A 16,610-nucleotide genomic window follows, 5' to 3' on the forward strand; every position below is an offset into this window, starting at 1 on the left:
TATAATGAATTTGGATAGTTCATATGGTCGGACATTTGTGGAAAAGAGGACTAAACGATGAAGAATATAACATTCGAGAATATTTATGTGGTTGGTCAGGTTGTATTTGAAAATAATCAATACAAACACATTCATTATCCTGAAATGTTACTTAGGTATGATAGTAATTTTATAGAGTTTAAAATATCTCCATCTTTGTCAGAATTTAAAAGCGCTGAAATTTATTTGCGAAATTATCATTTAAAAAATGGTCAAAATCATGTAAAGTTTTATTTTCCTCCAAACAAAAAGCTAGCGGAGGAATTAGTAGCTTACATGAAGGATTCAGGTTATAGTATTGGATTTCTCGAATTGTACGCCATCCAGCCTAAACAATTTCCTTTGGTGGCAGACAACCCGGATGTAGAGGTACAAGTTGTGACAGATAAAAACCTGGAAACTTTCCTTGAATTGCAGTATAAGCATGATTTGGAATTAGGTTCGGAATTTGCAAATCAAAAGAGGGAATTAGCTAAAAGAAATTTTGAAGATCCGTCTATTCAGCAGCTGCTTGCATTTTATAAAGGAGTTCCAGCAGGTTCAGTAGATGTGATTATTTCGAAAGAAACCGCCGAAATTGATGGCCTGGTGGTAGATGAGGATTTTCAGAAAAAAGGAATTGGCAGCAGGCTGCAAAAATTTGTTATGGAGAAACATGAAGATAAGTCGGTCATCTTAGTTGCGGATGGTGAAGACACTCCCAGAGAAATGTACAGGAAACAAAACTATGAGTATCTAGGATTTAAATATCATTCACATAAAATATTTGAAAATTAAATGTTATGATGAATGTAGTAATAGTGGAGGATCTATGAAAATCAAGATTACTGATTTAAAAAAACAGTTAAAAGGATATGACCAAAAGGAATTGATTGAACTGATCGTGGCTATGTATAAGTCAAACAAAGAGGTTCAAAACTACTTATCCAGTAAATTTCTAGGTGACCAAGTAATTGAAGTTCTTTTTCATCAAACCCAGAAAAAAATTAAAAATGAATTTTTTCCAGAAAGAGGAACTGAGAAACTCCGATTGACAGAAGCAAAAAAGGAGATAACTGCTTTTAAAAAGGCAACAAATGATGAGAAACGAACAGTTGACCTTATGCTTTTTTATGTGGAAATGTGTGTGAAATTTACAAATTCATATGGTGATATAAATGAAGGTTTCTACACCAGTCTAGTGAGGATGTTTGATCAAGTAGCCATGGAATGTGATCGTGATGAAGAACTATATAAAGCCTTTTCTAATAGATTACGTAACATTATTTCTAATGTCGACTTAATTGGCTGGGGGGTTGAGGAAGCAATAATTGAGTCGTATTATTCGATTGAATGGGTTCATGGTGAAGATGAGAATGATGATGAATAGGTTCTTGTCTTACGACTTGGAACAGAAAGTTCCGATATATAAATGGTTAATCGAAAAAAATCGAAGGACGCAAAAGTAACAACACTGGTTAATACATGGAGGTGTACGCATGAAAACAATCCGAAATATGTTTGAGCATTTACATTGGTCTAATCAACGGATTCTTGAAACCTTGCAAAATATGAAGGGGGAGAATGAACAAATTAACAGGCTATTCGCACATATCCTTCTCGCTGAACAGGTGTGGTTGACCAGGTTAACAGGATCAAATAGTTCAAATTTGCCTATCTGGGCTGATGTTAGTATAGAATCATGTGTAGAACTGGCTAATCGAAATAATCAAAACTTCAAAGAATTCCTTTTGGGTTTAACTGACTCTGGTCTCGAACAAATCGTTTCGTACAGGAACAGCAAAGGCATAGAGTTTAAGAATTCGGTAAGAGACATCTTGACCCATGTTGCTTTACATGGTCAATATCACCGAGGACAGATCAATCAACTTTTAAGGGCCAATAATACCGAGCCTGTTATTTTAGACTATATTGTCTTTAGGAGATAGATGCTGGATTTAAAAAGGAGTGTTTCATTGGTGTCAGGCACCGTGAAACACTCCTTTTTATTTAGACTTTTCTTTATTCCTTTCCGTGTAAATTTTTTTAGCCTCCATTTTCATAGTCTTTTATTCAATTGTTATTAAGGAGGCTTTAGAATGAAATTACGAAAGTAAAAGCGTTTGCATTGGTTGCTTACTGATTAATACCAGGAAATACTATTGTAATATATCTAAATATTCACTATAATACTATTAGTTCTAAAATAGTTCAGTAGATAAAGCAGAGAGAGGATATGTACACCTAAATGGACTATGAATTTGCAATTATCTTAAACTAGTGGGGGAATTCTATGAAAAGTCTAGTGAACAAGTGGAATCAAATTAGTCTGGTAAAGCAAATAATTGTCGGTTTGATTATTGGCATTATTCTAGCTGTTACGGTCCCAGCAGCAGCAAAGCCTGTTGTTATCTTAGGTTCTTTGTTTGTAGGTGCGCTAAAAGCCATCGCACCAGTACTCGTGCTCTTCTTGGTAATGTCAGCCATCGCTCAGCATAAGAGTGGTCACAAAACAAACATGAAATCCATTATTTTTCTTTATCTTTTAGGTACCTTTTTGGCTGGATTCGTTGCGGTTATTGTCAGTTTTATTTTTCCGGTCAGCTTAACACTTGCAACCGGTTCGGAGGAATTAGCAGCTCCAGGCGGTGTGGTAGAGGTTCTCAAAACGTTATTGTTAAACGTTGTAGATAACCCAGTTAAAGCTATTTACAATGCGAACTATATTGGTATTTTAGCTTGGGCTGTACTCCTTGGTTTAGCGTTAAAAAATGCTCCAGATACAACCAAGACAATGATTTCTAACTTTTCAGATGCGGTGTCCAAACTGGTTACATGGGTAATCAAATTTGCTCCATTTGGAATCATGGGCCTTGTTATTGAATCTATTACAACTAACGGAGTCTCGTCATTACTGAGTTACGGGAAATTGCTTGCTGTTTTGCTTGGCTGTATGGTATTTGTGGCGCTTGTTGTTAATCCAATCATTGTGTTCGCTGCAACTCGTCAAAACCCATACCCGCTTGTATTTATGTGTTTAAAGGAAAGTGGAATTACAGCTTTCTTCACACGCAGTTCCGCTTCAAATATTCCGGTCAATATGAAATTATGTGAAAAACTAGGTTTGGATAAGGATACTTATTCCGTATCGATTCCTTTAGGTGCAACCATCAATATGGCGGGAGCAGCTGTTACCATTTCTGTATTGACACTTGCAGCGGTCCATACATTAAATATTGAAGTGGACATTCCGACAGCCATCATCCTAAGCGTTCTATCAGCTGTTTGTGCTTGTGGTGCTTCAGGTGTTGCGGGTGGTTCCTTATTACTGATTCCGCTGGCATGCAGCTTATTCGGAATTCCAATGGATGTTGCCATGAAGGTGGTTGGCGTTGGATTTATTATTGGTGTTTTACAAGATTCTTTTGAAACGGCATTAAATTCATCTACAGACGTACTTTTCACTGCTGCGGCAGAATTTAATGAAAAACGTAAACAAGGGAAGAGTATTACTGTTAAAAAAGCCTCATAAACAGTAGATGAATAGGTTGAATTCAAAACAGTTGTTAGAGAGCTCTCTAGCAGCTGTTTTTTTATTTTAGCTAAAGCGATGGATTGCTTAGGTTATAGGTTGAAAATAATATACATAATTTTGCATAAAAATGAACACGAGATTAGCCGGTTTTCATAAGAATATTAGGTTTAATAAGGCATTTCATGAAAACGCTTACTAAAATTTCAGAATAAATATTCAAAATATTTACCTAAAAAGATTGTCAAACTATTCTTTTTTTATTATAATCAGTTTATATTAATCGATGTAATAAAATATAACATGAAATTGCGAGGTAAAGTGACATGACAAAAACATTAATTTCAAACACACCAGGTGCTGCCACAACGCTTGAACAAATTAAAGAAATCATTAACGAAAAAAGTGTTGAACTATTACACTTGCAATTTGTCGATATCGAAGGAATCTTAAAGCACGTTACGGTAACCATTGAGCAATTGGAAGATGTCGTCGAAGGTAAAATGATGTTTGATGGTTCTTCAATCAAAGGTTTCTCACCTATTAACAAATCAGATCTTTATTTACAGCCTGATTTAGCTACTTTTGCGGTTCTTCCTTGGACAGTTGAAAACGGATATTCGGAAGCTAGATTCCTATGTTCTGTTAAGAACCCAGATGGTTCCTTGTTTGAAGGAGACACAAGAAATGTTTTAAAGAAAACAGTGGATCGCGCCGAGAAACATGGATACACGATTTCAGTGGGTCCAGAGTTAGAATTTTTCCTTTTTAAAACAGATGAAAATGGTTATGCAACACAAGAACTTGGTGATAAAGCCGGATATTTCGAGCCTTCTCCACATGACCTTGGCGAGCGTGTTCGTTTAGAAATTTACCGTGCCTTAAAAGCAATGGGCTTCACCATTGAGGCTTCTCACCATGAAGTAGCTGAAGGGCAACATGAAATTAACTTTAAATATGCAGATGTATTAACGGCTGCTGACCTTTCCACTACATATAAATGGGTCGTGAAGACAGTAGCGAAGAAATTCGGATTACACGCAACCTTTATGCCGAAGCCAGTATTCGGAATCAATGGTTCTGGTATGCATGTTAACATGTCCTTCTTTGAAGGTAGCGAAAATGCCTTCTTTGATCCATCCGATGAGTTACAATTATCTGAAAAAGCTTATCAATTCATTGCGGGTGTTCTAGAAAATGTGAAGAGCTTTACGGCAGTAACAAACCCGCTAGTAAACTCTTATAAGCGATTAGTGCCTGGTTATGAAGCTCCTTGTTATCTTGCTTGGTCTGCGTCAAACCGTTCAGCGTTAATTCGTATTCCAGCGAAAAAGGGCCTTGCGACACGTGTTGAATTACGTTGTCCAGATCCATCAGCTAACCCTTACTTAACATTTGCAGTGATTGCTTCTGCGGGTCTGGATGGAATCGAAAAAGGACTAGAAGCACCAGCTCCGATTAATGAAGATATTTTCCATATGACAGAAGAAGAAAGAGCCTTCCGTGGCATCGATAGCCTGCCTGGAAGTTTAGCAGAGTCAATAAAAGAATTAGAATCAGGAGATATTGCGGCTAATACACTAGGTGAGCACGTATACAACGAGTATGTTTCAATGAAGAAAGCAGAATGGGACAGCTACCGTACAGCGGTTCATGCATGGGAAATCGATAACTATCATTCTAAATTCTAATTTAAAAAGCGGGCACTAGGGCATTAAACAACCCTAGTTGCCCGTTTTTTTATGGAAGTAACTGTAAAGGACAGCCTCTAATTGAGGCTGCCCTTATATATAAATCCAAATTGGCTCAATTCTGCTTGCTATTTCACTTAATGTGATGCCATGCCCTCCTAAATACGTATAATCCAAAGATAAGGAATGCAAGGAAGCCAATTACAATGATAAGGAATTTTAGAACGGTAACAATTAAACCAACTAGACCGATAACTTCAAGCAAAGAAGTCACCCACAATAATCCAAACAATAGCCAAATGGCACCTGTTAAAAATCCAAGAAAAATTCCAAAAATGCCACAGGAACAATGGTTAGAACCCATCTGATTTCACCCCCTGTCCTTGTTTGTTCACCAACATTGTATGCGGTTTCTATTGAAGATGTTTTATGAAAATAGAAAAAAGGCGAAAGACCTAAACATGATTTTTTGATAAAAACACGAACAATAATTAAAAAATATAATTTATAATTCGTATTTAAATTGAATTTTTTGCTTGAAACACATAAAATTGTAGGTTAATATAGTCAAATAACAAACGTTACACGTGAAGTGGAAGTTGTTTAAAAGATTAATCTAAATTTGATATCTAAATAAATATTATGTGAAACGGGGATGAAGGGTCAGATGAAGAATCGATGGCTTATAGCTCTTTCTGCAGTTGGAATACATATTTCGATAGGATCGGTATATGCATGGAGTGTATTTACAAACCCATTACAGCAGCAAATGGGCTGGGGATTAAAACAGATTTCATTTACATTTAGTTTAGCCATATTATTTTTAGGATTATCCGCGGCCTTTTTAGGCCATTTTGTGGAGAAGTTCGGACCAAGAGTGTCTGGAATTCTTAGTTCCTTGTTTTTTGGAGTTGGTGTTGCTGGTGCTGGGGCAGCTGTACACTTTGAATCTTTACTATTACTCTATTTATTTTATGGTGTCATTGCTGGTATTGGCTTAGGGGTTGGTTATATTACACCAGTGTCAACATTGGTCAAATGGTTTCCTGATCGAAGAGGATTGGCAACAGGACTAGCTATTATGGGGTTTGGCTTTGCATCAATGATTAGCAGTCCAATAATGAATCACTTAATCCAAACTTACGGCATTTCCAACACCTTTTATATTCTTGGCGGAACATATTTTCTAGTCATTTTTTGTTCCGCTCAGTACCTTGCTCCGCCAGCAGCAGTTGGGTACCTAAAGGTTTTGATTCAACGGTTGAAACTTCAAGGAATAAAAGGATAAAAAAGGATCTTAGACAATTAACGGCAAATGAAGCAGTAAAAACAAGACAATTTTGGGCGTTGTGGATCATGCTTTTTATCAACATAACCTGTGGGATTGCCATTCTTTCCGTTGCATCGCCTATGGCACAAGAGTTGGTTGGTTTAACAGCGGCATCTGCTGCGACAATGGTAGGAATTATGGGGTTATTTAATGGTTCCGGACGTATTCTTTGGGCAACTATTTCTGATTACATTGGCCGACCAAATGTGTATACTCTATTTTTTGCTTTCCAAATCGTTGCCTTCTTTGTTTTACCTAACATTACAGTGGGTATTCTGTTTTCAATCATTGTTTATATGATCATGACTTGTTATGGGGGAGGATTCTCCTCTATACCAGCCTATATAGGCGACTTATTCGGAACGAAGCAGTTGGGCGCCATTCACGGCTACATTTTGACAGCCTGGGCAGCAGCCGGTTTAGTCGGTCCGATATTCGTCTCTTGGATCCGAGAAACAACTGGAAGCTACCAAGGAACACTTCTTGTATTTTCGGGGTTGTTTATCATTGCATTAGCGATTTCACTCTTGATAAGAGTAGATATTAAAAAGTTACGGGCTTTGAATGAAACTCCGATGCTAAATAAAATGGATAATTTGAAGAGTAGCTGATTAGAAGAATAAAAGTGACCTGGTTCTTTCAAATTGAACCAGGTCCTAACTATTTTATATGAACCTGCTATTATTAACTATTGGTGCCTGACACCCTATTTGCGGGACGATGTCCCATAAAAATTCATTTTGAAAAGCTCTTTTTCAATACCTGTTTGATAATTCGAGGGCTCATTAAGATGGTCATCGGACGAATTAGGTTCATGACTTTGATGAACGAATTATATATTTCTTGATTTTCTGATGATAAGAGGAAAATCTTTTTGGCGTACCATTGCTGAATGGAAAGACCTGCAGGTTTTTTCCCAATGGTCTCGGGATATCGAAAATCTTCTGTAATCACCATATTCCAAATAGGGGCGATGATTTTAGCTTCTTGTTTATGGAAATTAGTAATGACTTTTAGAAGATCATGACTTTGATTTTGAAGGAGTTCTTGCAGTTTAAGTGCCTCTAAAACTGCGATACTCATACCTTGACCAAAAACAGGATCAATTCTGCAAACCGTATCACCTATCAATAACAGTCCGCCGGGCAAATTCTTTACCCTATTAAATTGTTTCCAAACGATATGTGGTACACGATAGACCGAGGTTCCGGAAAGAGGAACTGCATCCTTTATTTCATGGTAGATATCTAATTTAGGTAATTTTTTTGTTAGGTCTATAAAGCCATTATCACTTTTGACTACCTCTTTTTCGTTTACCTCATTATGATATACATTGAGTGTGACAATATAACGATTTCCCTCTACCTTTGAGATGGTCCCGCCTATTTTTTCATGTGGCGGATTAGGATAAACGATTTTAATTTCCCAATCCCTTTCACCGTTCTCGGGCAGTTGAAGAGTTTTACTAATGTAACTTAATCCAATTTTCACTTTTTGTTCAGGGATAGACACACCACGTTTGTTTAGCCAACTACTAGAGAGACTGCTCACTCCACTTGCATCAATAACAAGGTTCGCTGTTAGATTTTTTTTTGTCCCACTGTTATCGATAAGAACGACTCCTGTAATTTGATTCTTTTCCTCATTATAAATATAGTTTTCAACCGTGTGATTATATAGAAAGGTTATGTTCGGTATAGCTTTTATGTAGTGGTCTATATGCCACTCTAGATGTGGGCGCGTTTGCAGAGTTGTTGTGTATCCTCCATTAAAACGTAATTTCCAAACACCATGGTGGAACCATGCTAGATCCTGCGTAGAGTTTATTTTCACTGCACCACTTGAGTGGAATTTCTTTGTTATACCTGGAAACAACGCCTCGAGACCATGCTCACCAGCTTGGAGGAGCGCATGTAAATGTTCACCTTGTGGGGCACCTTTTCTTGGAATGGGGCCTTGAGGTTCGTAATCACGTTCGATAATCATTACCTCTTTGAAAAAATCAGACACAACACGTGCTGCTAATTTCCCTGAGATGCCTCCGCCAATAATTATTGCTCTTTCAAATTTGGACAAGGGGTGATAAGCCTCCTATTAATAATTTACCTACAATATAATATCATACAACCCTCATAGATTGTATTGCCAAGAATTAAATAGTGTTAATCAATGACTAAATACTCCTTTTCACATGAAAATACTTTCCGAACGCGATATTTGTGATATATTTCACAAATTGTTCAATTCTAAGATGGTTTTAGATTGGAGGAATACGGTATATTAACACTATATTCATGTTGTTTATATTCACTAGGGGGCTTACAGATGATGAAAAAGATATTTCAGATACTATTAACATTAGGGCTTATTATGACACCAATTTTTGCGCAAGCACATGTGAAATGGTTCACAAGTGTGGAGCCGCATAAGGAGTCCATTGAAAATATATTATCACCAATGTTTTTACTTTTAACTCTTGTGGCTGCTGTTGTATTAGCTACATTAACACTGATCATTCCGAAAATGGCTAAATGGGGAACAGTGAAAAAAATGGAGGATCGTCTCTCCAGTTTAAGAAAGTATTCTAGGTATTTATTAAAATATGGAACAGCCGTTTCGCTGATAATACAAATGGTGAATGGAACTCTATTTGCTCCAGAGTTTCATGTTAATAGTACAATTATTACAGTATTAGCATGGGTGACAATCGGTTTCTTATTGATACCTCATCATATTTCTACAAAAATTGGTGCTTCGATATTATTAGGATTATATATTTATGTAACCATCCATCATGGTGTTTTCTATATGTTAGATTACGGATTTTACGTAGCCATTATTGGTGTATTGTTGGTAGGAAATACAAAACTAGAGCAAGCCGGATTCCCATTTCTGTATTTAGGGACAGGATTATCGCTTAGCTGGGTAGCGGTTGAAAAATGGGTCTATCCAAGTATGGCTTTAGATATTGTCGCAAACCACCATGTTCCAACATTTGGCTTTGAACCGAGTTTGTTTGTTGTTATGGCAGCATTTATTGAATTTGTCGTCGGTTATTTATTAGTGGTCGGAGTTTTAAATCGTGTATTAGGTTTTGTGGTTACAGCTATTTTCATCTCCACCACCATGCTCTTTGGAATGACAGAAGTCATTGGACATTTTATGATACACATTGTGTTGATAATCTTTATTATTGAAGGTGTATCATTCTATAACCCGCCAATAAAAATGCATAAAACGAAAACAGATCAATTTATCTTTGTGTTTTTAAACTTCATTTTTGTACTAGCAACTTTTTTATTAATTTACTATCGTTTCGCATAACATTTATATAGTTGTTTTCGATTTTTACAAATTTAAAGGAAGAAGTGGGGCAGGGCTGCTGATAAACATTGTCAGCAGCTCTGGTACTCGCTTTTTTTGATGCCTACTTATTCATGGACAATGTTTCTAACCAACTTTTGAAGAAAAAGGTACCGAAGAACCACGAATCTTTACCAATGTCCTCATTTTTTAAAGGAAATAGTAACGAATAACCACTAATCGTGCCCGCCGTCCTCATTTTTTTAATGAAACGGTAACGATAAATCATTAATCGTGCCCGTCAACCCCATAATTTAAAGGAAAAGGTAACGAATCGTTCTGATTGCCTACGTTCTATGATGGTGAGTCTACGGAATTCAAAAGTGGTGCCTGACACTTTTTCTCTAATTGTGTTTTAATATTAATAGAGGAAAAAAGTGTCCATGAATGAAATGCAAACCAATATTAATAGAAGAAAAGAGGATTTCTATGAAATTAAACACAAAACTATGTGCAATTCTAGATATAGACTATCCGATTATTCAAGCTGGAATGGCGGGAGGGCCTACGACCGTGGATCTTGTTGCTAATGTATCGAACGCTGGGGCCTTAGGGACGTTGGGCGCAGCCTATATGAAACCAGAAGAAATTAGAGTGGCCATTAAAGAAATTAAGAAACGGACAACCAAGCCATTTGCCGTTAATGTGTTTTGTACAAATCTGACCGATCATTATGAAGGTGTGGAAGAGTCACAGAAAGTCCTTAATAAAATAAGGAAAGAGTTAGGTATGGTGCCGGCAAACCACCAAGTGAAAACAAATAACTTTTTTGACGAACAATTTGCTGTATTAATAGAAGAAAAAGTTCCTGTCATTTCCACAGCATTCGGGGTCCTTCCGGAAGATAAAATGGCAATCGTCAAGCAACAAAATATCACTATCACTACCATGGTAACAACCGTTCAAGAAGCGCTGCTCGCTGAGGAAAATGGAGCAGATATTATCATTGCCCAGGGGAGTGATGCTGGAGGTCATCGAGGGACATTTGAAATTGAAAAAAACACCCATGGTGCAACAGTCGGAACTTTTTCGCTAGTCCCACAGATGGTTGATGCAGTTTCAGTGCCTGTTGTCGCTGCTGGTGGCATTATGGATAGCCGCGGTTTGGTGGCTGCCTTAGCTTTGGGTGCACAGGGAGTTCAAATGGGAACCGCTTTCCTAACAACGATTGAGTCAGGTGCGCACCGTGTGTATAAAGAGGCACTTATCAATAGCACGGAGGAAAGTACAGTGATTACGAAAGTCTTTTCTGGTCGTCCGGCAAGGGGAATTAAAAATGCTTTTATTCAAGCTTACGATGATGCCAAGATTTCTCCAGCCGATTTCCCAACACAAAATACTATGGCGAATGATATCCGTAGACAGGGTGCCCTTCTAAATAATCCGGACTATATAGCACTATGGGCAGGACAGGCGACAAGACTTTTACAATACGAAATTCCTGCAAGCAAAGTTATCCATGATGTAGTTACAGGGGCAAAACAGTTACTATCTACTAATGAATCTATGAGTAATCAATAATAGTCCCCGAAATATTGCAGATATGAATGAGTGTGTGAAACCTTTCGCGCGCTTTTTGGATGTTCCGTGAATACGATTTATTCTTTTTACAAAAAATTAACCTAATCATTTCAAGATACTGGAAAACGTAAGTTAGGAGAAATAAAGAATGAATCTTTTTGTAAATCCACCAGCACTTTTGGTTTTAGACGTTCAAGATGGGTTTGATGATCCGTACTGGGGGAAGCGGAACAATCTCGAGGCGGAGGAAAATATATTACAATTGCTTACCGAATGGCGCAGACGGAAATGGCCGGTTATCTATTCTCAACATTTATCCCTTTTGCCTCATTCACCGCTCTATTATAAAAATACAAACGGGCCAAAATTTAAGGAGATAATTCGGCCTAAAGCAAATGAAAAGGTCTTTCAAAAAAATGTAAATAGTGCTTTTATCGGTACGGAATTAGAAACTTATTTACGTGATCAGCAAATTAAATCGGTAATAATCACAGGCCTGTCGACCCAACATTGCGTATCCACCACCACTCGGATGAGTGGAAATTTGGGTTTCGATACATATTTAATCGAGGATGCGATCGCTGCATTTGAACTTATAGACCATAAAGGAATAAAGCGCTCTGCCGAGGATGTACAAACATTCGAACTTGCCACTTTGCATCATGAATTTGCAACCATTATGACAACAGCTAATATAATGACAAAATTAACTAACTAAAACGGGTGACGTAGAAAAACACAAGGATTTCCGATTAAAAGTTACCTCTTTGGTGTATTTCCTACCACTATGTTGATTAATATAGTAAAATAAGATGGATCGATAATTAGTAAAATTAGAAATTCAAACGTGTGGAGGATCTAAGGTGACATATCAACAAAATAAACGATTTAAATTGTTCTCATTGAATTCCAATCAAAAGCTAGCAACAGAGATGGCAGAGCTCTTAGGATGCGATTTAGGAAACAGTTCTGTGTCTCATTTCAGTGATGGAGAGATTCAGATTCATATTGAAGAAAGTGTTCGTGGCAGTGAGGTCTATGTTGTACAATCCACATCTTACCCTGTCAATGATAATATTTTGGAGCTCCTCATCATGATTGATGCTCTAAAAAGAGCTTCAGCTAGTATTATTAATGTGGTCATTCCATACTATGGATATGGACGGCAAGACAGAAAGGCACGTTCACGGGAGCCGATTACAGCGAAACTAGTAGCGAACCTTTTAGAAACGACTGGAGCAAGTCGAATTCTTACAATGGACCTCCATACATCACAAATTCAAGGTTTCTTTGATATCCCCGTAGAACATCTCTATGGTGTTCCAATCCTTGGACAGTATTTTAAGGAACAAGGTTTAGAAGATATTGTTATTGTCGCGCCACATAATGGCAGTATTGGCCGGGCAAGAAAAGTGGCCAACCTATTACACGTTCCACTTGCCCTAATCGATAAAAGAAGATTTGAAGAAAATGGTCCCCAAACCATAAATGTTATTGGTAATGTCGAGGGCAAAAATGCCATAATTATTGATGATATGATTGATACCGGTGCAACCATTTCGTTAGCAGCTAAAGCTTTAGAAGAAAATGGGGCAAAAGCAATTTATGCCGGCTGTACGCATCCTGTTTTTACAGACCGAGCGATTGAAAAAATAGAATCGTCACCAATTAAGGAATTAGTCGTGACAAATACTATTGAATTGTCGGAAGATAAAATCAGTAGTAAAATTAAAACGATTTCTGTTGCGCCTCTTCTTGTTGAAGCAATCGACCGGATTCATAATGAAAAAGCAGTAAGTCCTTTATTTGAATAAGTGATCCTACGAAGCCAACTATTTCTTATAGTTGGTTTTTTGGAGTTTGGTTAAGACTAGATAATAGGCCTTAGTATTAACCGAGGCGAAATAATTTACATAGTTTTAGAAAATGATATGATTATAAGAGTGAATATTACTCAATATCTAGTGTTATAACCAGGTACTAACCAGGAAGATCAAACGAAATTACAATGGGAAACCCAAATTTAAACTACCAAGAATGGAGATTGACAATTGTGGATATGAAATCATTTATTGCACCAGAACACTTCAATTTAGCAAGTGAAATTTCTAAACATTACTCCGAAAAAATCGCTTTACGATGGCAAAATGAACTAGGAGAAACGAAAACGATTTCTTATGCTCAGTTAATCACAAAAGCTAATAAATTGGCAAATGGATTAACGAAATTAGGACTAGAGAAGGGTGACAGGGTTGTTGTCATGAGCACTCGCCTCATTGAATCCTATGTTATTTATTTAGCCTGTTTAAAAGCAGGATTAGTCATTAGCCCTTCTTCAGAACTTTTACGAGGAAAGGATTTACTGTATCGCTTAAATCATTCGGAAGCGAAAGCTGTCATTTCTTATTCTGAGTTAATTGAAGAATTTGAAAATATTAAAGAGGATACTCCATTTTTACAATATAAGATTGCTTTTGGTCAGGAAGTTCCAAATTGGCTTTCCTTAGAAGATTTAGCAGCTGAGGAATCAGAAGTTTTCAACGATGTCGATACTCTGAGTGGCGATTTTGCCTTTTTAGCTTATACATCTGGGACAACTGGTCAACCAAAAGGAGTTGTTCACAGCCATGGCTGGGGTTATGCTCATTTAAGAATTGCGGCATCCAGATGGCTGAATATTAGTGAGGACGATCTGGTTTGGGCTACAGCTTCCCCAGGGTGGCAAAAATGGGTTTGGAGTCCGTTCTTATCGATTCTAGGTTCAGGAGCCACAGGGTTTATCTATCATGGAAGGTTTAATCCGCACAAATATTTACGTCTTCTTCAAGATCAACAGGTAAATGTTTTATGCTGCACACCTACCGAATACCGGATGATGGCTAAATTAGATGATCTTTCCAACTTTGATCTATCCCATTTGCATACGGCTGTATCTGCAGGGGAGGCGCTAAATCGTGAAGTCATTGATGTTTTTAAAGAACAATTCAAGATCCTGATACGCGATGGCTACGGACAGACAGAAAGTACATTATTGATAGCGAACTTAAATGTTAATGAGAAAAAATTAGGTTCCATGGGGCAGCCATTGTTAGAAGAATTTATTGCTGTCGTTGATGAAAACGGCCATCCGGCACCAATCAACCAAGTCGGAACGATTGCCATTCGAAGCGATTTTCCGGCTTTATTTAAACAGTATTATAAAAATCCGGTAACCACGGCTTCATCTTATCAAGGTCAATATTTTCTAACTGGTGACCGTGCATTGAAAGACGAGGATAATTATTATTGGTTCCAAGGGCGAAAAGACGATGTCATTATCAGCTCTGGATATACGATTGGACCATTTGAAGTAGAAGATGCATTAATGAAACATAAATCGGTTAAGGAATGTGCGGTAGTCGCTTTACCGGACCCAATCAGAGGAAATGTTGTTAAAGCATTTGTTGTGTTGAAAGATGGCATTCTTGGAACAGTGGAGCTAACAAAGGAGTTACAGGGATTTGTAAAGAAATTAACTGCTCCTTATAAATATCCAAGGGTGATTGAGTATATCGACGCACTACCTAAAACGGATTCAGGAAAAATTCGTCGTGTCGAACTGCGAACACAACGATAAATGGACATTTCTGACAGAAGATAAAAACCTTTACTCACTTCCAAATCGTGGTATAATAAGCCGTATTAAAATACGGTCTGTACGTTTCCAAAAATCCCATTAAAGAAGTGTTGCGTAATGAATAAATTAGAACTGAATATTAGGCACAGAGCGGTTCCTTTGTTAGATAAGTATTTTTCTGGGGAATCGATAGGTTACAAGAAAATATTTGCGATCATCCTGCCCATATTCGTTGACCAAGCCTTTTTAATTATCATGAGTTTATTAAACACCGCGATGATTAGTTCTGCTGGAGTGGCAGCGGTTAGTGCCGTGAGTATGGTAGATTCATTGAATATTTTCCTAGCCAATGTCTTTATAGCGGTCGCAACAGGAGGGACCGTGATTGTAGCCCAATATAAAGGGAGCGGGAATGGGGAGATGGTGTCCAAAACGGCGACACAAGCGATCACTGCCGTAACCCTATTTTCAGTCCTAATCAGTACTTTAGTTATCATTTTTCATACGGCAACCTTAAACCTATTATTTGGTAAAGCGGAAGCGGATGTATTTCAAAATGCTCGAATTTATCTTATCGGCAGCTGTCTTTCTTATCCATTCATCGCGATCTTTCAAGCGGTGACTGGCGCGTTAAGAGGTGTGGGGGAGACGAAACCCTGTTTGAATTTATCGCTAGTAATGAATTTAACCAATACGATTCTAAATCTACTACTGATTACATTCTTTCACATGGGTGTGGAGGGTCTAGTGATTTCTACGCTTTTGGCGAGATTTTTAGGAATGGCAGCTGCTTTGGTTTATGTCTTAAAATACAATGAGACGATCCGTTTCAAGATAAAAAATGCGGTTAGAATTGACCTTTCTATTTTAAAAAAAGTCATGTTTATCGGGCTGCCTTTTGCCGCAGAACAAATCTTTTTCAATGGTGGAAAGCTGCTAACGCAAACGTTTATTGTCCAGTTAGGTACTCTTTCACTTACCGTTTTTGCGATTGCCAATGTGTTAATGATGGTCTATCAAATCGGACCTAATTCAATCGGAATCGCCATCGTCACTATCGTAGGGCAATGTATTGGGCGTAGGAATATTGAAGACGCGAGGAAATTTATCTTCTCGTTAATTGGTCTTTCTTCGATTATTTTTATCATCGCGGATTTCTTGCTATTGCCATTGTTTCCGTTGTTGATAAAAATGTTCAATCCACCGGAAGAAATTATTCCTACGATTTTTACACTAGTATTAATAGCGGCCATTGCACAGCCAATCCTGTGGTCACCAAGTTTTATTATGCCATCAGCACTACGGGCAGCAGGGGATTCCAATTTTACTTCGATTGCTTCATTGCTCTCGATGTGGTTGCTGCGGGTTATCTTGGGATATGTTTTAGGAATTACTTTAGGCTTTGGGATTGTCGGTGTGTGGGTCGCGATGATTGTAGAATGGGGAACTCGCGGACTCATCTTTGGCTTACGGTTTAAAGGGAAAAAGTGGTATGCACATAAACTAGTTTAATATCGTAACTGATCCTCCTCAACCATT

13 protein-coding genes and 1 pseudogene are annotated in these 16,610 nt (G+C 37.6%); 12 read left to right on the forward strand and 2 right to left on the reverse strand.

Annotated features, from left to right (window positions below; all coding sequences use genetic code 11):
• Positions 1–57 precede the first annotated feature (57 nt).
• From M3610_RS09380 to glnA, 5 genes are all read left to right on the forward strand, one after another.
• Complete coding sequence (locus M3610_RS09380) at positions 58–816, forward strand: GNAT family N-acetyltransferase (protein WP_251458693.1); 759 nt, start codon at positions 58–60, stop codon at positions 814–816.
• A gap of 34 nt (positions 817–850) precedes the next feature.
• Positions 851–1,408: a DUF6155 family protein gene (locus M3610_RS09385; protein WP_251458697.1), complete on the forward strand. Its 558-nt coding sequence runs from the start codon at positions 851–853 to the stop codon at positions 1,406–1,408.
• A gap of 109 nt (positions 1,409–1,517) precedes the next feature.
• Positions 1,518–1,967, forward strand: coding sequence for a DinB family protein (locus tag M3610_RS09390; RefSeq protein WP_251458701.1), 450 nt, complete (start codon positions 1,518–1,520; stop codon positions 1,965–1,967).
• Between the two features lie 344 nt (positions 1,968–2,311).
• The gene (sstT, locus tag M3610_RS09395; RefSeq protein ID WP_251458703.1) at positions 2,312–3,550 is read left to right on the forward strand and encodes a serine/threonine transporter SstT; all 1,239 of its coding nucleotides are present in this window, start codon (positions 2,312–2,314) and stop codon (positions 3,548–3,550) included.
• A 326-nt stretch (positions 3,551–3,876) separates the two neighbouring features.
• Positions 3,877–5,241: a type I glutamate--ammonia ligase gene (gene glnA / locus M3610_RS09400; protein WP_098571873.1), complete on the forward strand. Its 1,365-nt coding sequence runs from the start codon at positions 3,877–3,879 to the stop codon at positions 5,239–5,241.
• Between the two features lie 133 nt (positions 5,242–5,374).
• On the opposite strand, the gene M3610_RS09405 is transcribed toward glnA, so the two are convergent.
• Positions 5,375–5,605, reverse strand: a complete 231-nt coding sequence (locus M3610_RS09405) for an ABC transporter (protein WP_251458705.1) — start codon at positions 5,603–5,605, stop codon at positions 5,375–5,377.
• Positions 5,606–5,896: 291 nt separating this feature from the next.
• Between M3610_RS09405 and M3610_RS09410 the strand changes: the two are divergent.
• A pseudogene (locus M3610_RS09410) lies at positions 5,897–7,182 on the forward strand (L-lactate MFS transporter).
• A 124-nt stretch (positions 7,183–7,306) separates the two neighbouring features.
• Here M3610_RS09410 and M3610_RS09415 read toward each other — a convergent pair.
• A complete protein-coding gene (locus M3610_RS09415; protein WP_251458706.1) occupies positions 7,307–8,647 on the reverse strand; it encodes an FAD-dependent monooxygenase in 1,341 nt (446 codons plus the stop codon).
• Positions 8,648–8,896: 249 nt separating this feature from the next.
• On the opposite strand from M3610_RS09415, the gene M3610_RS09420 reads away from it, so the two are divergent.
• The 6 genes from M3610_RS09420 (at position 8,897) to M3610_RS09445 (ending at position 16,583) form a co-directional block, all read left to right on the forward strand.
• Positions 8,897–9,895 (forward strand): hypothetical protein, encoded by a 999-nt coding sequence (locus M3610_RS09420; RefSeq protein ID WP_311315821.1) that lies wholly within the window; start codon positions 8,897–8,899, stop codon positions 9,893–9,895.
• Between the two features lie 468 nt (positions 9,896–10,363).
• On the forward strand, positions 10,364–11,455 hold the full coding sequence (locus tag M3610_RS09425; protein WP_251458708.1) for an NAD(P)H-dependent flavin oxidoreductase: 1,092 nt from the start codon (positions 10,364–10,366) through the stop codon (positions 11,453–11,455).
• Positions 11,456–11,603: 148 nt separating this feature from the next.
• Complete coding sequence (locus M3610_RS09430) at positions 11,604–12,173, forward strand: cysteine hydrolase family protein (protein WP_251458710.1); 570 nt, start codon at positions 11,604–11,606, stop codon at positions 12,171–12,173.
• A 145-nt stretch (positions 12,174–12,318) separates the two neighbouring features.
• Entirely contained in the window at positions 12,319–13,269 is a 951-nt protein-coding gene (locus M3610_RS09435; protein WP_098571879.1) for a ribose-phosphate diphosphokinase, read from the forward strand.
• 245 nt (positions 13,270–13,514) lie between these two features.
• On the forward strand, positions 13,515–15,071 hold the full coding sequence (locus tag M3610_RS09440) for an AMP-binding protein (protein ID WP_285851063.1): 1,557 nt from the start codon (positions 13,515–13,517) through the stop codon (positions 15,069–15,071).
• Positions 15,072–15,188: 117 nt separating this feature from the next.
• On the forward strand, positions 15,189–16,583 hold the full coding sequence (locus M3610_RS09445; RefSeq protein WP_251458715.1) for an MATE family efflux transporter: 1,395 nt from the start codon (positions 15,189–15,191) through the stop codon (positions 16,581–16,583).
• The last annotated feature ends 27 nt before the right edge of the window (positions 16,584–16,610 follow it).

It is taken from the genome of Neobacillus sp. MER 74 (assembly GCF_023714155.1).